The sequence below is a fragment of the Tardiphaga sp. 813_E8_N1_3 genome (genome assembly GCF_051811025.1).
Taxonomy (GTDB): domain Bacteria; phylum Pseudomonadota; class Alphaproteobacteria; order Rhizobiales; family Xanthobacteraceae; genus Tardiphaga.
Map to the genome: position 1 here is coordinate 3464603 of NZ_JBPWQE010000001.1, position 26638 is coordinate 3491240.

Sequence of the window (26638 nt, forward strand, 5' to 3'; positions counted from 1 at the left end):
GTTTGGAATTCAATTAGGACTAGTTCGCAACATGTAGATGAACCCCGCCGCCATCCGGCTATTCCCGGCGGCGGCGCTTTACAGCGTGTGGAGCCGTTCGTGCTCGCGGATCGCCATCCACACCCGCTCAGGAGTTGCGGGCATGTCGATGTGCTCGATTTTGTATTCGCGATAGAGACCATCGATGATGGCGTTCATCACAGCCGGACAGGAGCCGATGGCGCCAGCTTCGCCCGCCCCCTTCACCCCCAGCGGATTGGTCACGCAGGGGATGTTGTGGGTCTCGAACGAGATCGGCGCGCCGTCGGCCGCGCGCGGCAGCGCATAGTCCATGAAAGTGCCGGTGACGAGCTGGCCGTCCTCGGGATCATAGATCGCCTGCTCCATGAGCGCCTGGCCGATGCCCTGCATGGTGCCGCCATGAACCTGGCCGGCCAGCAGCAACGGATTCAGCGTGACGCCGAAATCGTCGACGATGACGTAATTGACAATGGCGATCTTGCCGGTCGCAGGATCAATCTCGACTTCGACCAGATGGGTGCCGTTGGGGAAAGTGCCGTCGGCGCTGCTGAAGGTTTCCGACGCATTGAGCTTCGACGGATCAGCCTTCTTAGCGAGATCGGCGAATGATACCGAGCGGTCAGTGCCGGCGATCTTCACCACGCCGCCATCGATCTCGAGGTCGGCGGCGCTGGTTTCCAGCATATCCGCCGCGAGCTCCTTGAGGTTGATACCAAGCTGCCTGGTGGCGCGCTGCACGCTGACGCCACCGGTCGGGATCGATGCGGAGCCACCGGTACCGAGACCGGTCGCCACCTTCGCCGTGTCGCCCTGGACGATGTGGACGCGGTCCGGTGTCACACCGAACTGTTCGGCGACGATCTGGGCATAGGCGGTGTGGTGACCCTGCCCGGTCGATTGCGTGCCGATCAAAATGATGATGTCGCCATCGGCGCCAAGGGCCACATTGGCGGTCTCGTCGCCCATGGTGCCACAGACTTCCACATAGGTGGCCATGCCGATGCCGCGAACCAGGCCCTCCTTCTTCGCGGCCTTGGCCCGCTTTGGAAATTCCTTCCAGCCCGCGACATCCATCGCGCGTTTCATATGCGCCGTGAAATCGCCGGAGTCGTACACCTTGCCGGTCGCGGTCTTGTACGGCATCGCCTTCGGCGGGATGAAGTTCTTGCGGCGGATCGCATCCGGCGACATGCCGAGCTTGCGCGCGCATTGATCGACGAGACGCTCGACGACATAGGCCGCCTCCGGACGGCCGGCGCCGCGATAGGCATCCACCGGCACAGAATTGGTGAACACCGTGCGCACGCGGCAATGGAATGTCTGGATGTCGTAGAGACCCGGCAACATGCCGGCGCCGCCATGCGGGATGTAAGGTCCAAAGGTCGACAGATACGCGCCCATGTCGGCCATCAGGTCGACATCCATGGCGAGAAACTTGCCGTCCTCGCTAAGCGCCATGCGTGCATGGGTGACATTGTCGCGGCCCTGCGCGTCGCCGAGGAAGTGATCGGTGCGATCCGCCGCCCATTTCACATTCTTGCCGAGCTTCTTGGCGGCAAAGGCCACCAGCGCATATTCGCGATAGGGAAACAGCCGCGTGCCGAAACCACCGCCGACATCGGGACAGATCACGCGCATCTTATCCTTGGGCATCTTCAGCACGTTATCGCAGAGGATGTCGCGCAGACGATGGCTGCCCTGGCTGCCGATGGTCAGCGTCATGTAATCGCGCTTGGCGTCGTATTCACAGATCGCCGCGCGGGTCTCCATATAGTTGATGATGACGCGCGGATTGACGATCTTCACCTCGGCGACAACTGGCGCCTTGGCGAACACCGCATCGACCGCCTTCTTGTCGCCGATCGGCACATCGAACAGGATGTTGCCGGGATGCTTGGCCCATACCTGCGGCGCGCCCTTGACGACGGCATTGACCAGACCGTTCACGGACGGCAGCGGCTTCCAGTCGACCTCGATCGCCTCAATCGCATCACGCGCCTGCGCTACAGTCTCCGCAACGACGAAGGCCACGGCGTCGCCGACATGACGGACTTCCCCGGCGGCGAGGATCGGATAATCCGGTCCGGTGAAAGGATGATCCTCGAGATTGAACAGGCAGGGCAGACCGCCGAGGCCCTTGGTGTCCTCCGCCGTCAGGATCGCGGCGACACCTGGAAGCGTGCGCGCCTTGCTGACATCGATGGTGAAACTGGCGTGGGCGTGCGGCGAGCGCAGCACCAGGGCATGCAGCGTAGTGGGCGCGTGATCGTCGGTATAGCGGCCACGGCCACGAATGAGGGCGTCGTCTTCTTTGCGCAGGACACTCTGTCCGACGCCGAATTTGATGGGAGCCATCGTTCCTCCGCTTGCAGTTTAGACTCAATCTACACTGCGGGAGGATGGCGGCAAGTGGCACGGGGCGTTGCCCTGCCCGACTTTGGGACACGATGAAGCGAGCTATCTGGCGCGGACCAGGCTGCGCAACCAGCTTTTGCCGAAAAGCATCAGGACCAATGCCGAATAGACCAGGACGGTCACGATGATGAGAACTCCCAGCGTCGCTTCGTCGCGGAGGCTGGTGAGGCCCGCAAACTGCTCCGCCGCAAGACGCGCCGTCCCCCACAGCACCGCGGCGAGGACCACACCAGTGAGCACGAACTTGCCGAGTGCCAGCAGGAATGCGCGGTCGAATTCGAGATAACCGGCCCGCATGGCGAAGAAGATGACCAGCAGCAGATTGATCCAGGCTCCCGCCGCGGTGCCAAGCGCGAGGCCGATCTGCGCCAGAGGTCCCATCAGCACGATCTTCAAGACGACGTTGACGGCGATGCCGGTGAGCGCGGCGATCATCGGCGTCGTGGTGTCCTTGCGGGCATTGAAAGTTGCGACCGCGCTGCGGATCATCACGAAGGGGATGAGCGCGATGGCATAGGCGGCGAGCGTCGCCGCAGCGACGGCAGCATCGGCCTTGGTGAAGGCACCACGGGCAAACATCGCCCGCATGATGACATCGGGCACCACGAGAAATGCGGCGACGAAGGGCAGCGAGAACAACAGCGTGAACAGGAAGGCGCGGCGCTGCGCGCCCATGGCGCCGACGTGATCGTCTGCCGCCATCCGCCGCGACATTTCCGGCAAGAGCACCGTACCGATGGCGATGCCGATCACCCCGATCGGCAACTGGTTGAGACGGTCGGCATAATACAGCGCCGACAGCGCGCCGACCGGCAGGAAGGTCGCAATGATGGTGTCGGCAAATAATGCGACTTGCGTGCCCATGGAGCCCAGCGTCGCCGGGCCGAGCGCGCGGAAGAAGCCCCGCACATCCTCGTCGAGGCGCAGCGGCGCAAAACGAGGAAGTCCGCCATGGCGCTGCAAGTCGCCGGCGAGCAGGAAATATTGCAGAAAGCCCGAGATCAACACGCCCCAAGCCGCCGCGTGACCTGCACTCGGAAAGAACGCAGCCAGCGCCAGTGTCGCCATCATTGAGATATTGAGGAAGATCGAGGCCGCAGCAGCACTGGCGAAACGCTGCATCACGTTGAGCATGCCGCCATAGAGCGTCACCAGCGTGATCAGCAGCAGATAGGGAAAGGTGATGCGTGTCAGCTCGATGGCGAGATGACGCTGCGCGGGATCATCGGTGAAGCCCGGCGCCAGGACGCTCATGGCCTGCGGCATGAACAGAATGGCCAAAATGAGCAGGACGACCTGTGATGCGAACAGCAGCGTGAAGATGCGATCGGCAAACAAATGCGCCGATGCCGGGCCGCCCTTTCCCGTCACATGGGCATAGGCCGGGACGAAGGCGGCATTGAATGCACCTTCGGCGAAAATGGCGCGGAAGTGATTGGGCAGCCGCAGCGCCACGAAGAAGGCGTCGGCCACCGGCCCGGCGCCAAGGATCGCCGCGAGCATGATGTCGCGCGCGAAGCCGGTGATCCGCGAGAGCAGCGTATATCCGCCGACGGTGAAAATGCGTCCCAGCATCAGCCGCTTCTACAGCATGAAGCGGCGGTGCAAAATGCTCAACTTAGGTCGCCAGCGCGTCGCGCACAGCCTGGATGACGCGGTCCTGGGTGGCCTCGTCGAGATAGGCATGCACCGGCAAGCTGATGACGTCGGCCGACAGCGCCTCGCAGACCGGCAGGCCGCCATCGACAACCGGATAGTCCCTATAGGCGGTCTGCATATGCATCGACTTAGCGTAATAGATCGCGGTCGGCACGCCCTCCGCCTTCAGCGCATTGGCAAAGGCGTCGCGGTCCGTGCCCTTGGGCAGGCGGATCACGTAGCAGGCCCAGATCGACGTATTGCCTTCGGCGACACGCGGCACCGTGACGAGGTTGCCGAGGCTGCGGGCGTAGCGGTCCGCTACTTTGTTGCGGGCGGCGATTTCGTCGTCGAAGATCTTCAGCTTTTCCAGCAGCACCGCGGCCTGGATGGTGTCGAGGCGGCCGGTGATCCCCAACCGGACATTGTCGTATTTGTCGGAGCCCTGGCCGTGGATGCGGATGCTGCGCAGGTCCTCGGCGAGCTGGTCGTCATCGGTGAAGATCGCGCCGCCGTCGCCGAAACAGCCGAGCGGCTTGGCCGGAAAGAAGCTGGTGGTGGTGGCCAGCGCCGAGGTACCGATGCGCTTGCCTTTATAGGTCGCGCCGAAGGCCTGCGCGGCATCCTCGAGCACGAACATGCCCTCGGCCTCGGCGATGGCGTTGATCGCATCGAGATCGGCGGGCTGGCCGAACAGATCGACCGGGATGATCGCCCGGGGCTTCAGACCGGCCTTTTTGGCCGCGGCGATGCCACGCTTCACGGACTCGGGACTGATGTTGAAAGTGACTTCATCGACTTCGACGAACACAGGCGACGCGCCGACCAGTGCCACGGCCTCGCCGGTGGCGCAGAAGGTGAAGGACGGGCACAGCACGGCGTCGCCCGGGCCGACCTTCTTGGCCATCAGCACCATCATCAACGCGTCGGTGCCGCTGGCGCAGCTGATCACATGCTTGGCGCCGCAATATTTGGCGAGCTCGGCCTCCAACTTGGTGACTTCCGGGCCGTTGATGAACTGGCAGTGATTGAGCACGCGGGTGACCGCCTCGTCGATCGACGCACCCAGCCGCTGACGCTGCGCATTGAGGTCGATGAAGGGAACGGGGTCGATGCGGGTGTGCTGGTTCATGATGCCTGGCCTGCAGAGTGTCGTGTTGAAGTCTGGATATTGGACGCCGGCGCATGCATGCGCCGGGTCGCGCTTGCGTCAGCCAACCACCTTGCGGGGCGCCGGGCGTGATGCCGTGGCCGCGCGCTTCTTTGGCGCTTCCAGGCACTGGATCGCGATTTCGAGGGAGGCGACACCCTCCTCTCCGGTCACCGCCGGCACGCCGCCGGTGCGCACCGCATCGAGAAACGCCATCAATTCGGCGCGCAACGGCTCGTCCTGCCCGACCGGCAGATGCCGCATCGAATAGCTGCCGTCGGTCTTGAAGCCGAAACATTCGGTGACCTGCCGGGTCAGCAGATCGCCCATCACATATTTGCCGCGCGTCGCGACCGTGACGGTGCGCGCCTTGAACGGCGTCAGCCAGTTGGTGTTGATATGGGCGAGCACGCCGGATGCAGTGCGGAACTGCAACAGCGCGATATCTTCGCGCTCGGCGACGGCGGAAGCCAGCTGCGGCTGCACCTCGACGATGTCGCTCTCGGTGAACCAGCGGATCAGGTCGATGTCATGCACGGCGAGATCGATGACAACGCCGACATTGGACATGCGCGGCGGGAACGGGCCGACGCGCGTGATGCCGATCGACAGAATGTCCTCGCCCTCGATCGCCTTCTTGATGGTGGCGACGGCAGGGTTGAAACGCTCGACATGGCCGATCATCAGAGTCACGCCAGCCTTTTGCGCGGCATCGACGATCTCGCGTCCCTCTTCCACGGTGGACGCAATCGGCTTCTCGACCAGGACATGGATGCCCTTGGCGATGCAGGCCAGCGCGACTTCGTGATGCAAGTGAGTGGGCGCCGCAATGGTCACGGCATCGACGCCAGCGGCCAGCAGTGCGTCCAGATCGGCAAAGGTCTTGCAGCCGATCAGTTTCTCGGCGCGGGTGCGATGTTCGAGCATGGGATCGACGATGCCGACCATTTCGATGCCCGGCAGCCCGGCCAGCACGCGGCCATGATTGGTGCCCATGACACCTGCGCCCACGACGCCGACCCGCAGCGTGCGCACCGCATCCTTCGCTGCGGAAGTTTCTTTCGACACCATTCAACAAACCTCAGAATTCTTAAGAGCCGGCGCGGCCGATTCACCATACTGGCGCCGTGGGTTCTCCTAGCATGCCCGCCACAGATGTGGCGATTGCCCCGCGGAGCTACCCAAACACGTTTTGATTCAAAGAATTACACCAAACCGTGAGACCGGCCAACCGCCCCTCGTCGACCCGGCCCACGGGCGTCCGATCCATTGATATGACAGCACTTTTGCTGCATCCTTGGGATGTCGCGACGCGCCGTTATCACCTGCCAATCGAGAGAAATTCCATGTTTCGCAAGCCGGTCGCCGCGCTGAGTCTCGTCATAAGCACTCTGGCGGGAACCGGTGCCGGAACCGCCCTTTGGGCGCAGACGCCCTCGCCCCTGCCGCCTGCAGCGACACCATCTGTCGTCGAACGGACCGCCAAGGGGCCGACCGCGCGCAACTTCCAGGTCGGCGTTTATCTCAACGTCCAGCCCGACTGCACCTCGGGCACCCTGCCCGCCTTGCGCATGGTGACCCCACCCGCGAACGGCACCGTCAGCATCAAGCGCGGCAAGGTGAGCGCCACCAACTACAAGCAGTGCCTCGCGCTCGAAGTGCCGGGGTTCATCGCCTTCTATCAATCGAAGGCCGACTTCGTCGGCAGTGACGAAGTGACCATCGAGGTGAAGTATCCAGCCGGGCGCACGGAGGTTCAGCGGATCAGAATTGATGTGGGTGGGAGCGGTGGTGGCGTGGTGCCCGCTGCACCGAAGGCGCCGGCGGGGCAGAAGATTTAGGTGCACCAACGAGTTCAACCGTACGTAACCAAATGAAAAGCCCCCGATCATCGGGGGCTTTTGCAATTCGTTGAAGCGACACGGCCGGGATCGCCAGCCGCGTCGGTCATCAGACAGTCATCGAGTGATCTGTGTTCTTGAACACCATGTTCACGATATCAGCATTGCTGGTGCCATAGCCGACCAGCGTTGCGACATCATGCGTGTTGCCGGAGAAATTGCCAGCACCGGTCGTGTCGACCTGCACGAGGACATTGCCTCCGTTCTGCGTCAGATGAACGTAATTATTGATGTTCGATCCATCCGCCTGCACGCCAGCAATGCTATCGAGCAAGCCCGATATATCGATCTTGTCGCCTTCAGCGTTGCTGAAATCGAGGATCGAATCGAGATTCGCCGCGCCAATGTGACCCGCGCCGAACTTGAAGGTGTCGGCGCCGAGTCCGCCGCGCAGAACGTCGTTGCCGGTACCGCCGGACAAGATGTCGTCGTTCGCACCACCTGACAGGTAGTCGTTGCCGCCGCCACCGGACAGCACATCGACCTGGCTGGCGCCGAACAGCAGATCCTTGCCGGTGCCGCCAGTAATGGTGTTCGCAGTCCCGTCCTCACCGGCGACAAAGTTATCGGCGCCGAGCGCCGACAGATCGACGTTGCGGGAGCCACCGCTATTGCTCGGATCGTTCGTCCTGACAGTGTAAACTGTCGAGCCGAGATCATAGCCATCGACTGACCCGCCGTCGAACGAGATGCGTTCGATAGCGCTGTTGCTCGACGTGAAGTGGTTGTTCACGGTGATCTGCTGGCCATTGTACTGGATGACCAGGTTGCCCGCAGTTGTGCCGTTGTTGTCATCGTAGGCCACCAAGTTCGACATCGCTGCACCGTTGGTGTCGATGAAGATCGCATCGGCCGCGCCGCCGGTATCGGTGATGGTGTCGGTGCCGTCGGTCATACCGAAAGCATAGACATCATTGCCGCCGCCCGCGCTGAGCGTGTCGTTACCGTGTCCGCCAACAATCAGGTTATTGCCGCCGCCGCCGCTGAGGATATCAGCCTGGTCGCCACCGAAGATCAGGTCGGCGCCGCTGCCGCCGGTGATCTTGTTTGCGGTACCCAGTTCGCCTGCAACGAAGTTGCTTCCGGACGATAAGGTAATCGTGCGGTAGCCGCTGACGTCAGGCGCATCCGCAGTGAGGCCGCTCAGGATCGAATAATCGCCGGCGCCCAGCGTGTAACCGTACACCGAGCCATTATCGAAGTTGATCAACTCGACCTGGTACCCCTGCCCATAGAAATGGCCCTGAACCGTGACCTGCTGTCCGTTATACTGGATCACCAGGTCGCCGTAGAACTCAATGGGATTGTTATCGAAGGCATAGAGACCGGACATGGCCGCGCCGCCGGTCAAGATGGCGATACGGTCGAAGTCGCTGCTGCTGGCCCCAATCCCTTCGTTAATCGTGTCGTTGCCGTCAGCGAGGCCGAAGACAAAGGTGTCGTTACCATTGCCACCGCTCAACGTGTCGTTGCCGAGTCCGCCGATGATCAGATCGTCGCCGGAATTACCCGAGATATTGTCGTGGCCACCATTGCCGAACATGATGTCGGAAGAGCTTCCTCCGGTCATCGTGTCGCTGCCCTCAGTGCCAGCAACGATCCGGTTGCCGCTGCCGGAATTGCTGAGGCTCTGGGCGAGCGCGTACGATCCGCTGAACGCGAACCCGCCGTAGCTCGCGGCGTTCTGGAACTGGAAGGTCTCGTACTTGTTACCATTCACATACTGGTCGAGAACCGTGCCATAGCCGTTGCCTCCGCTGCTCGCCCAGCCGAATTCCAGATTGTCGGAACTCTTCAGGAAATTGAGCGAGGTCAGAGCAGAAGACGATGCATTGTTGTTGATCTGGAGAACGTCGGAACTGCCGCCGCTATCCTTGAACGAGTATGGGGCTCCGAGGTTTTCGGCCGCAGTCGCCGTACCACTGCTGTTGCCGTTGGAGGTGTTATCCGTCTTGTTCGAATTGTCGAACCCGATGGTGATCGTGTTCGCCGTTGGATCGCTGGCGCCGGTGCTGTCCACGACCTTGAAGCCGAAGCTGACGCTGCCAACGTTGGTGAAGATATCGTCCTTCGGCGCGAAGTTGAGCATGCCGGCGGCGATATCGGCGGCCGAGATGAACTGGTTCGAGGTCACCGCGGAAGTGCCGTACAGCAACTGACCCAGGCTGCTGTTCGTCGACACCGACGTGATTGTCACGCCCGACATGGGATTGCCATCGGCGTCGCTGTAGCCGAAGTCGGCCAAAGTGAGCACCCGGGTGACGTCCTCGGTAGCGGCGAGCGTGGCATTCGTGCCCGTCGGCGCGGCCGGCTCGTTGGTCCCGTTGATCGTGATCGTCACGTTCTGCGACGTCGTTCCGCCCTGCCCGTCATCGATCGTGACCGTATAGGTCTCGGTCAAGGTCTGGCCGGCATTCAGGAACTGGATCGCGCTGTCGGCGACACTATGCTTCCACGCGACCGATCCGGTCCCGCCACTTTCGGTCGCGTTCAGTGTGAACGTGCTGGCGCTTGTCAGTGCGTTGATCTGGGCCTGCGTCAGCGACCCGCCCGACCATGCGAACGTCGGTCCGCTTGCCGCGACAGTGTGGGTATCCGTCACGTCGGCATCGGTATAGGTGATCGTTCCCGCGTTGGTTTCGATGCCCTCGACGATGTGCTTGGTTCCTGCCTGGACCGAAACTTCGTCAATGTCGGCGCCGTTCACGCCCGTGGTGGCGAAGGACAACACGGTCGATGTCGACGTCGCAGTAAACGTCACCGAATATTCCGTCCAACTCTGGATGACGTTGCTTGTTGTCCAGACCGGTGTTCCGTTGACGCTGACGCTAAACGGCGTGCCGTAATTGTGCATGAAGAAGTCGATCGTGTAGGTCGTTCCGATCTGCGTCGTCATGGTCTGGCTGAGCGTCGTGTTTTGATCGAGGTAGGCTGCATCGATGCTGCCGTTGGCGCCGCTGCCATAGATGTGCACCACGCCGGCACCGCTGACGGTCCACGGCGTCAGCACAGGATTGTAGATGTTCGGCAATTCGAAGGTCGGGTTCTGGACCAGATTGACGATGCCGACCGACGCATCCTCGGTTGCAAAGCCGGTCTGGGCCGACGAGGTGATGACCGGCGCCGCATCGATATGCTTGGCAAGCGTCACCGTCACGTTCTGCGTATCGAACCCGCCATGGCCGTCGTCGATCTTCAACGTGTAGGTCTGATCGACAGAATTGGAGGACAACGCCTGCAGGGCACTGTCGCTGGCGTAGAAAGTCCACTTGACCTGATGGGTGGCCTCATCGACCGTCGACACGAAGTTGCCGATATAGTTGCTTCCCACCGGCGTTGTGACCGTTACTGAGTGAACGTCCGACACATCGGCGTCGCTGAACGCGATCGTTCCGCTGGTCGCTTCGTAATGCGTAGCCGGCGTCAGCGAAACCGCATCAAACCGCCAGGAATCGAAGGTTGCAGGATTGTTGTTCGCATCATCGACTGCGAACTGAAGGGTGTCGTGTCCTGTTCCCGTGACCGTGGCGGTGAAGGTGTGATAGCCGCCTGACGCTTGCGCCGTCGCAACGGCCAGGACCTGCGTACCGTTCCAGTTCACGAAGAGATGGTCGCCGGGGGTCGTCGACACCGTATAGACTTGGAACGACAAGGTGTACTGAACACCCGGGAGCGTATCGACGACCTGCGCCAATTGCGTCTTGATGCCTGTGACCTGGCCGAACGAATTGACCGTGAAATTCCCCGAACCATCAGCCGGGAAGTTCGACGAGAAGGCCGCGCCACCTGCCTGGCTTGCAACGGTCCATCCCGTGCCCCCCGACTCGAAGCTGCCGTTGACCAGCGCGCTGGCCGGCAAAGCATGCACCTGCCCCGTCACCGTGCCACCGTAAGTGCCGTTGACGAGATCTGGCGCATGGTTGTTGTCGGTACCGAGAATGTTCACCGTCAGATCATGCGCAGTACCGTCGGCTGAGTGGACCGTCAGCTTGTCGGTATAGGTCTGACCCGCGACGAACTCGCCATGCGCCGAGTTCATCGTGTAGGTCCAGGTGCCGTCGGCGTTGACGTTGAAGACGCCGTAGTTGTTGCTGCCTGCCGCGTTGGCCTGCGGCACGAGCGTGTCGGCGCCGTCGACGTCATTGACAACAAGCGTTCCGCCGGTCGACTGGGCCACGTTTGACTCTGTCAGACTCGTCGTATCGGTGCCGGTGAACACCGCCGGATCGTTGCCGCCGGTGATGTGGAACGTCAGGAAACCGCCATGGGCACTGTTGCCGTCCGACGCGCCGTACTTGAACACGTCAGTGGCTGACACGCCCGCTCCGAGCGCATCGTAGTTCGCATTGGGCGTATAGGTGTAGGTGCCGTCCGTATTGATTGTGAGATCACCATAGACGCCGTGCGCGACCGTCGTGGCGCCGTTGAGATAGGTCGGACCTGACTGCGCATCTGGCCGGATCGTGATCACCGTGAGCGGGTCGTTCTCCGCGTCGTGATCGTTGGCCAGTACACTGCCGGCGAATGTTTTCACCACGCCCGCGTCGATAACCGCGGTATCGGTCAGGTTCTGATCGTCGGCGACCGGGACCGGAGTATCATTAACACCGGTGAGGTGAACCGTCAGGTACTGCGCGACATCGCCGCCGTTCCCGTCGGTCGCGACATACTTGAAGACGTCGGTCTTCTGGACGCCGTCCGCCAGCGCATCGAAGGCGGCATTCGCCGTATAGGTATAGCTGCCGTCCGAATGCATCACGAGATCGCCGTAGATGCCGTGCGACGTCACATTGCCGCCCGGCGCGATGGCGATGGGATTTTCATCGGTCGGGACGCCGTTCGCTGCCCGGATGGTCTTGACGCTGAGCGTGTCGCCATCGACGTCGTGATCGTTGCTCAGGATATTTCCGGTCTTGCTCAGCAATCCGGCATCCGCGCTCGCTGTTTCGGTGAGCGTCGCATCGTCCGCCGTCAGCACCGGCAGATCGTTCACCGCATTGACCGTCACAGCGATCGTGCCCGTCGAAGTCGCGGTATCGGTTACGAGACCGGTGGTGAGCGTGGCGTGATCGACAACCGTCACACTGACGCCGAGGTTGAACCCGCCATTGTAGTTGTTTGGCGGGGTCATGGTGAGATGTGCGAGGTCGATCCCGGCGAGGTTGTCTATCACCCAGACACCGCCCTGCAGCGAGCCCTGGTTGAAGGTCGTTCCGGCGGGATAGCCGCTGAGTTCGATATGCGTCGCCTTCTCCGAACCGTCGGTGTCGCCAAGGGCGATGTGGACAGCGAAGGTGCTGTCTTCGTTGCCGCCTGAGGCCGTCAGCACCGCCGCGTCGGCGATCGGACGAACATTGACAGTGACGGTCGCCGGCGTCGTCCTGGACCCGTCAGAGACCTGATAGGTCAGAACTGAGTAGCCGCTCTCGTTCGCGACGGGCGTGTATGTCAGGTCGCCAGCGGGCGTGACCGACGTGGAACCGGCAGGGCCTGACGGATTACCGGTCACGAGGCCGACGCGCGTCAGGGCGTCGCCGTCCGGATCGCTGTCGTTGGCCAGCAGATGGGCGTTCGTCAGGACCTGGTCTTCGTCGATGAAGTAGATCTCGTTCTGCGTCACCGGCGCATCATTGCCGCCGTGGATGGTGATCGTCACCGTCTGGCTGGCGCTGCCGCCGTGAGCATCAGCCACCGTCGCAACGAAGTTCAACGTCACGACATCGCCGACATGCAGGGCCTTTGTCGCAGCAAGGCCATTGTCCAGATCATAGGACCAGACACCGGTCGCCGGATCGATCGACATCGTGCCATAGGGCGTCGCCGTCGTATTCAGCGACCAGGACAACTGACCCGCGTCGTTGGTGTCGACATCCGTGGCCGTCAGCTGGCCACTGATGATCTGATGCGTGCCGCCCGGCAGCAGGCCATGGGCCGCGTCCCATTGCTGCGACGGCGACGCAAATGAATCCTCGTATCCAGCATAATACGGCCGACCGCTCAGACCCGCCGCCGCGATCTCCGCGAGCAGCTCGTCATGCAGCGCCACATCGGCAATACCATTCGGCGGTCCGTTCGAGCCGCCGGCGCCGCCGGGTAGGAACTTGTCGTCGATCGAGGCCTTATCGAGATTACCGAGCAGATTGTCGTGCATCGACTGCGCACGGTCCGGCAGGTTTCCATAGTCTGGGCCATCAGCTTCGTATTTCACGACCACGCCACTCAGCGGTGCGCCACCGTCCTGGACGTATTTGGCATATTCGATCGCAAGGCGAACACCGGCCGCATTAATGGTCGTATCGTAATAGCTGTAGTGATCGTCGACATAATCCCACACCGCAGCGATCGCATCGGCGAAGCCGGCGGCATGGCCGAGCGCAGCCTGCACGCCCACCAGCACCGCATGCATGTTGGCCGGCGTTGCCGCCAGCAGCGCTCCGATCTGAGTGTCGATATCCTGATCGATCTCGAACTTGTGGTCCGCGGCGGTGGTCGCCGTCACCGCGTGGTCGAGGAAACCAGCGGCATAGATGTCGGCATGCGTCTGCAGCGGTGCCGAAGTGATGACCGGCGCGTCGTTCACGCCCTCCATCGTGAAGGTGAAGGTGCCCGGGACCGGCGTCGAGCCGTCCTGGTTGCCATCCTCAACAGTGACCTGGAAGGTCGTCGTCAAATCTTCCGAGCCGTCATGGGTGAACTTGATCAGGCCGGCGGCAAGCTCGGCGGCCGTGAATGACGTCGCCGGAGCGCCGCCATTCGTGATGGTGCCGTGCTGGACGTTCGATACGTGGAAGACGACCTCGGAGGCGGTGTTGTCCGGATCGGTGTAGCCGAGTTCTGCGGCCGTGAGGGTATGGATGCCGCCTTCGGTGACGGTTGCCGCAAGCGGACCCGCCAGCGACGGCGCATTGTTCATGGGCAGCACATGCACCGTTGCCGTGTGCGTGATGCTGTTATCCAGACCGTCATTGACAACCACGGTCACAGTGCGGTCGCCCGTGCTCGGGGCATCGCCGGTGTACTGATAGACAACACCGCGCATGATGGTCTGGTAGACGGCGTTGGATGCATCGCCGGTCACTGTGAGAACGCCGGTGGTCGCATCATAGCCATAGGTCAGGCCGGCCGTCGTCAAAGCGTTCGTCGCGCTCGTATTGAACGACAGACCCTCGACACCGAGCCCATCCGGCTGCGTTGTCAACGTGACCTTCATCGAATGCATCGTCGTGGAATCAACGTCGGTGAGGGTCGCATCGCTCAGGATCCATTGCGGCATCTGCTCAACCGCAGTGACGACAACGTCGTTACCCGCTGTCGCAGCACCGTTCAGATCGATCACAGGCGCGTCATTGGTGCCATGGACCTTGATCTCGACCACATGGGTGTCCATGCCGCCGTGACCATCCGAGACCTGGATCGTGTAGCTGAGGACAGATTCCCAGCCATTGGGCAGGAAATCGAAGGCCTGGCCCTGCGAATTGAAGGTCCATGCAAGATCGCCGGCGGCGCTGCCAGCCGGGGTCACGTCACCGGTTGCAACCGTCATGAAGGCCAGCAATTGCGCATTGGTGAAGTGTGAGCCAATTCCGGAGCCCGATGCTGTCACCGACAACACGTTCGCGGTGACCGTGTCGGAGAGATCGACATCCGTCACGCTCAGCGTGCCAGTGGCGCTCAGGCCGGCATTGGTTTCGGTCAGGAACACATGATCGCTGTCGCCGCCGTCAATCGAGATCACCGGCTTGTCGTTGCTGCCGACCAACGTGACCGTGATGTCGCGATAGGCCGACGAACCGTGCCCGTCGCTGACGAGGATGCGGAAGACCTCTTGCTTGGTCTCTCCAGCGCCAAGGAAATTCAGCTGTGCATCGGTGACGTGATACTGCCAATCGACGAAGCCATTGCCGTCATTCAACGTCTCTTCCGCGACTACTGCAGTCACGTATCCGATATAGCCCGCACCCTGAGGCGTCACGGTCAGCGTATGGGTGTCGCCCTGATCGTCATAGATCCAGAAGCCGCCGCCGTTGTAGCCGCCGCCCGAGGAGCTGTCGTTAAAGCGCGTGCGATCTGCCGTCGATCCTGCTTGCGGATCGGTTTCCGCATATTCGGTCATCGTTCCGGTGTCGGGAAAACCTATCGAGGTCCCAACAGCGTCATTGGTGCCGTGAATCGTGAACTGATAGACCCCGGACTTGCTGTCGCCATCCGCGTCCGTGACGGTGAATGGCACCGACAGGGTTGCGATCTCACCTTCGCTCAGGCCGTTGAAGCCCCAGCCCGGATTGACCGTCACCTTGCCCGTGACCGGATCGTAGGAGATCGACGGCACGCCGAGCGTGGTACCGGTCGGGGTGGAAATGGTGGCGTGTGCAGTGTCGAATGCCACAGAGCCCGGGCCATCGGCACCGAAGCGGTAGTTGGTCCCGCTGACCAGCGACACGACGGACGAGCCATCCTCGCCGATATCCGCGTGGAAGAGCGGCAGTGACGTCGACGACGCCTGAACCAGGCTGACATTCGCGAGATAGGTGCCGGTGTTGTCGCCCGCGTAACCAACCTCCTTGAAGGTGACGGTGTTCGCACCACCGGCCGCAATGAGGTCGAGCGTCTGGATGGCCATGGTCGAGCCCGGCGCATAGGTGCCAACGAGCTGCCCGTTCCAATAGACCTGGAGTCCCGAGGACGACGGATCGTACGTGCCGATCTCGAAGCTCAGCGTATAGTGCTGGCCGGTCGTCAGACCGTTGAGGGTCTGGGAGACTGCGATGTTGCCCGGCGATGCACCGAGGTCAACCATCGGTTCACCATTCGACGTCACAACCCCGAAATAGCCGCTTGGGACGCGCTCGAGCTGAACACCGGTCTGGCCGGCTTCCGTACCGGTGATCTCCCAGCCGGTAGCGCCCGTCGCCCAATCACCGTACGAGGCGTCATGCCAGGAGCTGCCGCCCGAGAAATCGCCGTTGGTGAGCAGGTTGGCCTGCGTCGCGTTGCCGATGATCACCGGCACGTCATCGCCGACAACGACGCGCAGATAGCTCTCCACATAGTCGCCGTCACCATCGGTGACGCGATAGCTAAGATTGAATCCTTCACCGAGTTCGCCGGCGCCATTCGGATGATGGATGGCCGCGAACTGCTCCACCTGATATTCGCCGGTGGTCGGATTGAGAGTGACCGTGAAGACCTTCACGTTCACGTTATTCTGCAGTTGATAGACCTCAAAAACGTTGCCGTTTATAACGCTGGTATATCCACCGGTCGGCAGCGTCGCGCTGACCCACGACAGATGACCGTTGCTGTCCACACCGAAGTTGTGGCTCAACGTACCCGACGCCGTTGCCGTATCGCCGGGCTCAGGATTGCCGTTGATCAGCGCATCGTCCTGTACGCCTGCGCGCTGAACTGTCGTCGCCGGAATGGTCGGGACCGAATCCGTCACGTTGATGTGGATCGCCTGATCCACATAGTCGCCGTCCCCGTCGGTCGCGCGCACCGTGAAGCCGAGATCGAGCGTGTTCGAATTCGCCGCGTGATCGAGGTTCTGGAACAGCGTGAAGATATAGGTCGGGTTCGAGGGCGAGCTGAGCGCCACGATGAAGACCGGATTGTCGACCGTGTCGCCATGCTTGAAGGCGACGAGCTGCTTCTCGCCATACTGGGTGGTCCGCAGCACGTAGTCGAGCGCCACGCCGTCCGATGTCAGACCGGCCGGATGCACAGGCTGGCCATTGCTGTCGGTCGCAAAGTCGAGATGCGCGCCGACCTTGTCACCGCCGATCGTGATCTTCAGGCTGCCATAGGCCACCTGCGCCAGGGGCGTGCTGGTCTCGTCGACTGTCACAGCCGCCGCAGCACCAGCCAGGACGGGAGCATCGTCGGTCACGGTCACGATGAGTTGATCGTGCAATGCAACGGTATCGCCGTCGCCATCGCGAACGGTAACCGCCGAAGAAAGATCGAGCGCAAGCGTATCTGTTCCGCCGGTAACGGCGATGTCCTGATGACCCGAATTTACCGTCGTCTGCCCGTTCGGGGCACCCGGTCCGGTCAACTCGAAGTGCACGTTGGGCGGCGTCGAGATTTGTCCAACGTTGATAAAGATCGTCGTGTTCGCAGCGATCGACAGCGGATAATCGGTGCCGCCGGACGTGTTATCCAGGACCCAGTTAACCGCCGTGTTTCCGCTGTTCGTGATGCTGATGATGACATCGCCGTCTGGCAGGCGGCCTTCAAAAGCACGAGGATTGCCGTTGATCGCCGCAACCGCATAGATTTCACCCGGCTGGTCGATCGCTGCGACCGGAATCGAGGCATTGTCGATCACGTAATTCGCAACGTGATCAATTTGCCCCTTGAGCGTGAACGTATAAGCGCCGGTCGAGGCATTGACCGCGAAGGTGAAGATCTGGTTCGAACCAGCCCAAGCGATGAGCGTGTTTCCGACGACCGTATAGGTCAGCGCAACACCGCTCGAAGTCAGTGAAGTCAGTGACGCCGACAGGCCCGTGGTCTCCACCACAAAGGTACCGGGCGAATCCGCTCCCATTGAAACCAGTGACGACAGATTCCCGACGAGGATCGAATCGTCGGTACCTGCATCACCATTCTTGTTATCGGCGTTTCCGGCCTGCGTGCCGGTCGACAGATCGCCGGTAGCGGTGCTCAGTTCGCTTTCATAGACCGCTCCCGTAAGCACGGCAGCAGTCGCGGTCGGAGCGTCGTCATCGACGGTGACCGTGAAGTGTCCGTTCGCCTTGTCACCGTCGCCGTCCTTGGCAGTGAAGTTAAAGGTGAAGGTGAGATCGTCCTCCTGGCCCGCGATCGGATGATCGAGGTTTGCGTTCTGCGTGAAGGTGTAGGCACCGTTCGCCGAGGCGCTCGACAGAACGGCCGAGAACACCACACGGGCATCGCTGAGCGACGTCGGCGCGGTGGCGCCGGTGTAGCCGATCAGGGTCACGGCATCGATCATCGCATAATGAACGGCCTGCCCGTTCGACGTCAGCGACGCAGTCACGTCGTTGCCATTGGCATCCTTGACGACGATGTTGGCCAGTCCGTTCGAATGATCGGTGAAGGTGACGGCGGCATCGACCACGACCGGGCCGCTGGCGGTGTTCTGCGTGACGACCAGGTTGTCGGCCATCACGTAACCGTTGAAGCCGTTACCAGTATAGATCTCGAGCCTGTCGATCAGGACATTCGCGAACGGTGTACCCGCGGCATTGAAATGCGTGGGCGTGCCCGACGTGAGCGCTGCAACATTGGCCACGCTCAACGTGTAGGTTGCGACGAGATTGTTGTTGGAATCGTAGCCCTTCAGAATGACGGTCGGTGTCGTTGCGGCACCCGACAGTCCGAGATCGATCGCATCCAGCTTGAACGGCAGGCTGTCATTGGCATTGATGATGATCGGATTGTTGATGCCGCCGTAGACGATCCCCGAGGCGGACGGATGATTGACCGTGCCCTGGGTGACGATCAGATCGGCAGTCAGGTTGTTGTTGCCGCTGAACGTAAATGTCTGCGTCGACGTGCCGCCCGTAACGGTGGCCGCCTTGCCGTCTGCACCGAACGCAATCGCCAGCGAGCCGGACGTGCTGCGCGTGCCATTGTCACCCTGAGCAATCGTCAGATCGCCCGGATAACCGTCGTCCTTGTTGCCGCCGGCCAGATTGCCTTCATCGACGAAGCCCGCCACTGCGGTCCCGAGGACGACGGTGTCATCGTTGATATTGACGGTCAACGAGCCGGTCGCCGTATCACCATCGCCGTCGGTGACGGTGATGTTGAAGGTCAGCGCCTTGTTCTCTTCCGTCGTGCCGCTGATCGCATGAATGATCGGTGCGTTGACGGTGAAGCTATAGGATCCGTCGGCATTGATGACCAGAACGGCGGCGGAGCCGTAATGCGCGCTGATTGCCGTCCAGGTCGTGGCGCCATTGGCACCCACCACCGGCGAGCCCCAGGTCGCGGTCTCGGTCAGCGCGAAGCCGTTGGCATCCTTGTAGATGACGCCGAAGGTTGCCGACGTCATCGCAACCGATTTCACGCCGTCCGCGCCTGCAGTAAACAGGCTACCGGCTGTGCCGGAGACCGTATTGGTATCCGGGCTCACGTCGCCAGACACACCTCCGGCGTTGGCCGGAAACACCGTCTGCGCTTCGTCGTCAAGCGTCGTAGCGGCCGTCACGATGCCCTTCGACACCGGTGTGTCGTCATTGACGTTGACCGTCAGCGAACCGGTGGCGGTGTCGCCATCGCCGTCGGTGACCATGAAGTTGAAGGTCAGCGCCTTGTTCTCTTCCGCCGTTCCGGGCGTTGCATGCGCGATCGGCGCGTTCACGGTTAGCGTGTACGAACCGTTCACACCAATGACCAGAACCGCGGCTGAGCCGTAATGCGAGCTGGTCGCTGTCCAGGTGGTGGCGCCATTGGCGCCCACCACGGGCGAGCCCCAGGTCGCGGTCTCGGTCAGCGCGAAGCCGTTGGCATCCTTGTAGACAACGCTGAAGGTCGCGGATGTCATTGCGACCGATTTGAAGCCATCAGCGCCGGCGGTGAACAGGCTGCTGGCGACACCCGACGTGGTGTTGGTGTCCGGGCTCACATCGCCAGACGCACCTCCGGCATTGGTCGGCGTAAAGACCGTCAGCGCTTCGTCATCGAGCGTCGTCGCGGCCGTCACGGTACCCTGGGATACCGGGGTATCGTCATTGACGTTAACCGTCAGCGATCCCGTGGCTGGATCGTTATCGCCGTCGGTCACGGTGTAGTTGAAGGTCAGCGACAGGTTTTCTTCACTGGCTCCAGCCGTCGAATGCACCAATGGCCTGGAGGTTGTGAAGGTGTAAGAGCCGTTTGCGTCAATCGCCAGCGTTGCCACGGTGGCGCCACTGACGGCACCGATCGCGGTCCAGGTGGTCACGCCACCCGATACACTTGCCGATCCCCACGTGACGGATTCCTGGTGAGCAACGCCGTTGGCATCCTTGTAAATCGCACTGAATGCCGTCGTCGTCCCAAGCGTCACGCTCTTGAACCCGTCTGCGCCGACCGAGAACAACGCACCGACTGCGCCCGTTGCCGAGGTGGCATTGGTGACATCGCCGGCGCCTCCGGCATTGCCGCCAGCAAACGCATCGTCGTCCAGCACCGTCGCCGCGGTTACCGCTCCCGTCGTAACCGGCGAATCGTCATTGACCGTGACGGTGAATGTCGATGCCGCTGTGACATCGCCATCGGCGTCCGTGGCCTGATAGCCGAAGCTGAGGGTGATATCGTTCTCGTTGTTACCTGCCGGGTGATCGAGATGCTTCAGCAGGTTGAAGGTATAGTTGCCCGAGGATAGATCGCTGAGCGAGACCGTGAACACCTGGCTGCCAGCCGATGGCGGCGTCGAGCCATTCACCGGGTTGCTGCCGGTGTAGCCATAAACCGTATTACCGACGACCCACAATTTGACCTGCGCCCCATCGACGGTCAGAGGGCCGACATTGGACATCGCATTCTGGCCATCGCTAATGCCAGAGAACGCAACCGAGCGATCGGCCGTCCCGGAATTGTTGTTGTCAGCGCCCCAAGAGATAGCAAGCGATCCCATCGCTGACGTTGCGGCACCGGCGAGATCTCCGGTGGCAGGCTGCGTGTTGCCACCCGTCAGACCGTCCTCATCGACCGAAACCGCCTGCGCCGTTCCGATAGACGGCCGGCCGTTATCATCGCTGATCGTAACCGTGAAGCTGCTGCTGTCGGTGTCACCGTCCGCATCCGTGGCGACGAAGCCAAGCTGCAGCGACAGTGCACTGCCCTGGCCAGATCCCACGTGATCCAGATTATCCAGCAGCTCGAAGGTGTAGGTACCGTTGCCCGTATCGGACAGCGTGATGTGGAACACCTTGCGATCGTTGATCGTCAGCGAGCCGCCGTTGTCGTTGGCCATGCCCCAGATCTCCGTATCGGAGATCCGCAGGAACTGCACGGTCACACCGTCTGACTTGAGCACGGGACTTCCGGAGCCCGTGGTGTGCACGCTGTCGCCGGAGTCGATGGATGACGAGAACGCGACCGAACGGTTTGCAGTGCCGCTGTTGTTATCGTCCGCGCCCCAATTGATGTTCAGCGACTTGTTCAACGCAGCCTGGGGCACGAATTCCTCGCCCCCGCCCACAATGGTCGTATCTTCGGTCAACGTCGAAGCAACCGGCGCGCCGATTTCCGGCACGTCGTCGCGGATCGTCACGGTAAAGTTGCTGCTGCTGGTATCGCCGTCACCGTCAGTCGCGGTGTAGCTGAAGGTCAGGTTAACCAGATTGGTGCCGCTGCCGGTAGGATGATCGAGGTTACCGAGCAGCTTGAAGGTGTAGGAGCCATCATTGGCATCGCTGAGCGTCACTTCGAAAATGCGCGTGCCGCTTGCCAGGTTGGCGCCGATATAGCCGACCAGCTTCTGACCGTCGAATGCGTATTGAACCGTCTGGCCATCCGAGCGGAGTGTCAGGTTCTGGCCATTGCTGTTCTCTGCATCGACGTTGTCCGCCGCCGAGTTGAAGCGGAAGCCCACAGCGCGATCGCCGAGCCCGCCTCCGGCGGACGGATTCGCGTCATCCGCGCCCCAGGAGATGTTGAGATCACCGGTAGCGGTCAGACCGGGCGCATTCGGCGATGTGCCATTCGAGAGATCATTTTCATTGATGGTCCGGCCATCGCCGGTATGTGCCTCAGGCGCGTCATCCACGATGGAGACCGCGAAATCGGCCGTCGCGGAGTCGCCGTCGGAATCGGTGGCCTTGATGCCAAAAGACAGAGTCCGGCTGTCATCATTCTGCCCCGACGCAGCGTGATCGATATTGTCAAACAGCGTGAACTTGTAGCTGCCATCACCACTATCGGACAGTTCGACGGTGAACACCGTGCGAACGCCAGCCTTGGCAGTCAGCACCGTTCCGTCCGCCGAGATCGAATAGACGATCGCGGTGCCGTCCGACGTCAGACCCGTGGCCCCGGCTGCGGTCGTGAAGACGACCGAACGGTTGTTTGTTGCGCCCGAATTATTGTTATCTGCGCCCCAGTTGATGTTGAGATCACCGAGCTGAACGGTCGAGTTCGGCGCATCCGGGAATGTCGTGTCATAGAACGTGGTCGGCAGACTGTCTTCTCGAACGGATTCGGACTCCGTGTTACCGATCGTCGGCACATCATCCTTGACCGTAACGCTGAACACGCTGCTGCTCTTGTCGCCGTCCGAGTCGGTGGCCGTATAGTCGAACGTGAATGTCAGCGTGTTCTGGCCATCGGCGGTCGGATGATCGACATGTCCGAGCAGCGTGAACGTATACGAACCGGTGTTGTCATCGTCGAGAGAGACGACGAACACACGGTTGAAGAACGGGTTGTTGCCGGTATAGGCGACGAGATCCTCGCCAATAATAGCATAGTGGACGGTTGCTCCGTCGGATGTCAGGTTCACCAGATTATTATTGACATCGCGCACCGCGACATTGTCCGCAGCCGTCGTGTGCTCGAACGACACCGAACGGTTGGCAACATTCCCGCCATCGTGATCGTCGGAGTTCCAGTCGATGTTCAGCCGGGCGCCGACCTGCAGGTCGAAGATGTTCGGTGACGTCCCGCTCAAGAGATCGTCCTCGTCCACGCCGCGCGTGTCGCCCACGCCTGCCACCGGCACGTCGTCGGTCACATGCACAGTGAAGCTGGCGGGCACTGTCGTGTCGCCATCACTGTCAGTCGCCGTGAAGCCGAAGGTGAGCGCCAGGTCGTTCTTGGCGTTGCCTGAGGCATGATCGAGATTGTCGAGAAGCTTGAACGTATAGGTACCATTGGCCGTATCGGACAGCTGAACGGTGAAGACCGTCGTTCCACCTGCCTTGGCTGTCAGCAACTGCCCATTGTCCGAGAAGCTATAGGTCAGCGCCGTCCCGTTCGATGTCAGATGCAACGCGTTCAGGCTCGTCAGCGTCGCGGCAGTGAAGGCCACCGAACGATCGCTCGCCCCTGGTCCTGACACCTGGTTGTTGTCGTCCGAATTCCAGTCCACGGCGAGTGAGGCGGTTGCGGTCGCGGAGATAAATGCGTTCGACGACGACGGACTGGTGCTCTCGACGAGAGTCAGGACATCCGGGGTACCGATGCTCGGCGCGTCGTCGGTGACGTTGACCGTAAAGGATGCAGGCGACGTGGTATCGCCGTCGCTATCAGTCGCCGTGAACGAGAACGTCAGCGGCAGGCTGGCGCCATTCGCGCCGGCGTGGTCCAGGTTGTCGAGCAGATTGAACGTGTAGGTACCGTTGCCGGTATCCGAGAGCTGCACAGTGAACACCGTGCGTGCGCCCGCTGTCGCTGTCAGCAACATGCCGTTGTCGGACAGCGTGTAGATGATCGTCTGGCCGTTGGAGGTCAGACCCGACGGCGCCGCGCTGGTGGTGAAGGCGACGCTGCGATCATTCGTGCCGCCGGCGTTGGCATCATCGGAATTCCAGTCAACATTCAGCGAGATGCCGTTCAAGGCCTTCGCGATAAATGCGTTGGAGCTCTCGGCTGATGTACTCTCGACCAGGGTTTCGCCAGCAATGGCGCCGGTCGTCGGCACGTCGTCGTTGATGTTGACACTAAATGACGAACCAACCGGGTCGCCATCGGCATCCGTCGCCGTGAAGTTGAAGCCGAGCGCGATCGACGCACCGTTGGCTCCGACGTGGTCCAGGTTATCCAGCAGGGCGAAGGTGTACGTGCCGCTATCGACGTCAGACAGCTTCACGGTGAAAACGACGCGTTCACCCGCCGAGGCGGTCAACAGCGTTCCGTTTTCCGACAGCACATAGGTGATGGCCTCACCATTCGAGGTGAGCCCGGAAGGCGCTGCGGCGGTCGTGAAAGCGACCTTGCGGTCGATCGACGCGCCGTTGTTGTTCACATCGTCGGCGCCCCAATTGATAATGAGCGAAACATTATCGAGCGAAGTCGACACAAAGCCGTTCGTCGCACCGCTCTGCGTCTGCTCGGACAGCGTCTGGCTCTCGATTCCACCTGCCGTCGGCACATCGTCAGTGATGTTGACCGTGAAATTCGCTGGAACCGTCGAGTCGCCATCGCTGTCGGTCGCAATGAAGCCAAATGTCAGCGCCTGGCTGCCTTCGGAGCTGCCCCGATGGTCCAGATTGTCCAGCAAGGTGAAGTCGTAGCTGCCATTTCCGCTGTCGGACAACTGCACGGTAAAGATGGTGCGCGCGCTATTGCCTTCGCTGGCCGCAGTCGTCGCCGTCAACAACGTGCCATCCGCGGAGATCGTGTAGATGATCGTCGCACCGTCGGAGGTCAGGCCTAGGTTCTCGAGAGCGGTTTGCGTCGCAGCGGTGAATGTGACCGAGCGATCATGCGCGCCGCCCACGGCCGTCGGATTCTGATTGTCCGAACGCCAATCGATGTGCAGCGATACGGCGCCCGTGTCCTTCGGCGTAAATGAACCGCCGACAACCAGCAAGGAGGGCATGTCCCCGCCGCCTTCGCTCGGCAGCGTTTTGCCTTCGCTCAGGGTGCTTGTGTCGGCCGGACCGGTCACAACCGGCACCGTATCCGCAATCACCGCATGCAGCGTGCCGTTGACCGTATCGCCATCGCTGTCCGTCGCAGTGAAGTTGAAGGCCAGATCGATGTTCTGGAACGTGGCTGAACCATTATCGTGATCCAGCGAACGATACTGGGTGACGACATAGCTGCCGCTATTGCTGGCGTCGGACAGGGTCACGACGAAGACGACGTTGTTGGCAATTCCACCTTCGCCACCCTCGCCTTCACCGCTCGGCGTGCCGCTCTGCTGCAGATCGGCGAGGCTGGTCGGCGCGGTCGCGCCTGTATAGGCAACCAGCACAGTGCCGTTTTCGAGCAGCACGTAGCGGACGGTCTCGCCATGCGACGTCAGCGTACCTATGGCCGTTGCGCCGTCGCCGGTGGCCGTCACCTGCGTGTTGGCAAACACGACCGAGCGGTCGCCCGTTGCGCCGGTGGTCGCGGATACGCCGCCATCGACATGATCGTTGTAGCGATCGGCACCCCAGGAGATTCCCAGCGAGCCCGTCTGCGTCGCCGGATTGCCGGACAGCGGATCCGTCAGCGCGGCATCGGCAGGCGTGCCGATCACTGGCGTATCGTCGTTGATGCCGATCGGAATCGTGACGGCCACAGTGTCGCCACTACCATCCGTCGCGATCACGTTGATCGAGAGATTGATCGTATCTTCGGTACCGCCGATCGGATGATCGAGCGGACGCAACAGCGTGAAGGTATAGTTGCCCTGCAGCGATGAAGCATCCAGGGACACCGTGAAGACCTGATTGGCGGCAACATTGAAATCGCCACCGACATAGCCGATCAGCACGGGCTGGCCGTTCACGGTGGTGAAAGCGAGCTGAACGGTCTGACCATCCGAGGTCAGGCCGGCGAGCGTCGGCTGATTGAGCGAGAACGCGAAGCTGCGATTCGAACCATCGGTACCGAAATCGACATTGAGCGAACCGGTCACGGACGTCGCGGTGCCGCCCGTGTCACCGGTGCCGCCGAGATTGCCTTCCGCAAAACCGTCTTCGTTCAGCGTCACCGCCGTCACGCCGCCGGGAATCGGCGACGGGTTAGGCGTTCCATCGTCCAGATTGTCGAAGCCGCCGCCAGTGTCTTCGCCCGTCAGCAGCGCGAGACGCGCGCCCGAAGCACCGAGCGCGCCAACGGTCGCATCACCGAAATTCGCGCCGCCCGTCGGGCCCGTTGCACCGCCCGCTGCGGGCAGAACGGACTGATCGGTGGTGATCGGAAATGTTTGCGCGAACTGCTCGCCTGTCAGCGTGCGATCGGAGCCCATGTCGAATGCGAGATCGGTGAGCGGCTTGCCCATCGAGTCGAACACCGGATCGACAGTCACCGTCGACTGATTGTCGAACAGGATGATCAGCTTTTCACCGACCTTGACGAAGGTCAGCTTCTCGCTCGCGATATCAGCAAAATCGAGCTTGGTGTTGCCGTCGAGATGGACCGAAATCGCCTGCCCATTTTGCGGCTTCTCGAGCTTCAGGTTCTTCGGAGACGGCGGGGTCTGCGTGGTGGAACCGGCGAGCTGCGCGAGCAATACGGGAGCGTTCATGACTACAACCTCAAGCTGATCGGACCGAAAAACGTCCAATTCCTGCGAGGGTTAAAATATTCTTAAGAACGCAGAGACGTCAATGAATACCTGTAAAATTTGAAGCGTTTTCGTTGCATTGGTTAAGTTCAAAAATGAAACAGCGTATTAATAAAGATGAACCATTCCACAGTAATACTTCGTTTAGACAGTCTATTTTTGGGAATGCCCGGAAAAATCCACAAATCGCGACGTATCTATTGTAAAAATAAGAAAGTATTCGAAAAAACGACTTATTTTATACTTTGTAAGATGACTTCTCATATCGCACTGAACAACGAAATCAGCTCACAACCACAGGCACGTCCGCCAATATTGGAC

The 26638-nt window shown here is 61.3% G+C and carries 6 protein-coding genes; 1 reads left to right on the top strand and 5 read right to left on the bottom strand.

The window, feature by feature from the left end; genetic code table 11:
* Positions 1–78: 78 nt before the first annotated feature.
* The 4 genes from AB8A33_RS16595 to AB8A33_RS16610 form a co-directional block, all read right to left on the bottom strand.
* Positions 79–2376, bottom strand: coding sequence for a xanthine dehydrogenase family protein molybdopterin-binding subunit (locus AB8A33_RS16595; protein ID WP_439093748.1), 2298 nt, complete (start codon positions 2374–2376; stop codon positions 79–81).
* A gap of 102 nt (positions 2377–2478) precedes the next feature.
* A complete protein-coding gene (murJ, locus tag AB8A33_RS16600) occupies positions 2479–4011 on the bottom strand; it encodes a murein biosynthesis integral membrane protein MurJ (RefSeq protein ID WP_120290689.1) in 1533 nt (510 codons plus the stop codon).
* Positions 4012–4054: 43 nt separating this feature from the next.
* Positions 4055–5206, bottom strand: coding sequence for a DegT/DnrJ/EryC1/StrS aminotransferase family protein (locus tag AB8A33_RS16605; protein WP_120290687.1), 1152 nt, complete (start codon positions 5204–5206; stop codon positions 4055–4057).
* A gap of 78 nt (positions 5207–5284) precedes the next feature.
* On the bottom strand, positions 5285–6295 hold the full coding sequence (locus tag AB8A33_RS16610) for a Gfo/Idh/MocA family protein (RefSeq protein WP_089266940.1): 1011 nt from the start codon (positions 6293–6295) through the stop codon (positions 5285–5287).
* A gap of 275 nt (positions 6296–6570) precedes the next feature.
* On the opposite strand from AB8A33_RS16610, the gene AB8A33_RS16615 reads away from it, so the two are divergent.
* Positions 6571–7065 carry a hypothetical protein gene (locus AB8A33_RS16615; RefSeq protein ID WP_199712089.1) on the top strand — a complete coding sequence of 165 codons (495 nt, stop codon included), beginning with the start codon at positions 6571–6573 and terminating at the stop codon, positions 7063–7065.
* Positions 7066–7174: 109 nt separating this feature from the next.
* Here the strand turns inward: AB8A33_RS16615 and AB8A33_RS16620 are convergent, their stop codons facing one another.
* A complete protein-coding gene (locus tag AB8A33_RS16620; RefSeq protein WP_439093749.1) occupies positions 7175–26278 on the bottom strand; it encodes a T1SS-143 repeat domain-containing protein in 19104 nt (6367 codons plus the stop codon).
* Positions 26279–26638 lie beyond the last annotated feature (360 nt).

Coding starts and splice junctions, on each gene's coding strand:
- AB8A33_RS16620 (WP_439093749.1), bottom strand. CDS start 26,278: ATGAACGCTCCCGTATTGCTCGCGCAGCTCGCCGGTTCCACCACGCAG.
- AB8A33_RS16595 (WP_439093748.1), bottom strand. CDS start 2,376: ATGGCTCCCATCAAATTCGGCGTCGGACAGAGTGTCCTGCGCAAAGAA.
- murJ (WP_120290689.1), bottom strand. CDS start 4,011: ATGCTGGGACGCATTTTCACCGTCGGCGGATATACGCTGCTCTCGCGG.
- AB8A33_RS16610 (WP_089266940.1), bottom strand. CDS start 6,295: ATGGTGTCGAAAGAAACTTCCGCAGCGAAGGATGCGGTGCGCACGCTG.
- AB8A33_RS16605 (WP_120290687.1), bottom strand. CDS start 5,206: ATGAACCAGCACACCCGCATCGACCCCGTTCCCTTCATCGACCTCAAT.
- AB8A33_RS16615 (WP_199712089.1), top strand. CDS start 6,571: ATGTTTCGCAAGCCGGTCGCCGCGCTGAGTCTCGTCATAAGCACTCTG.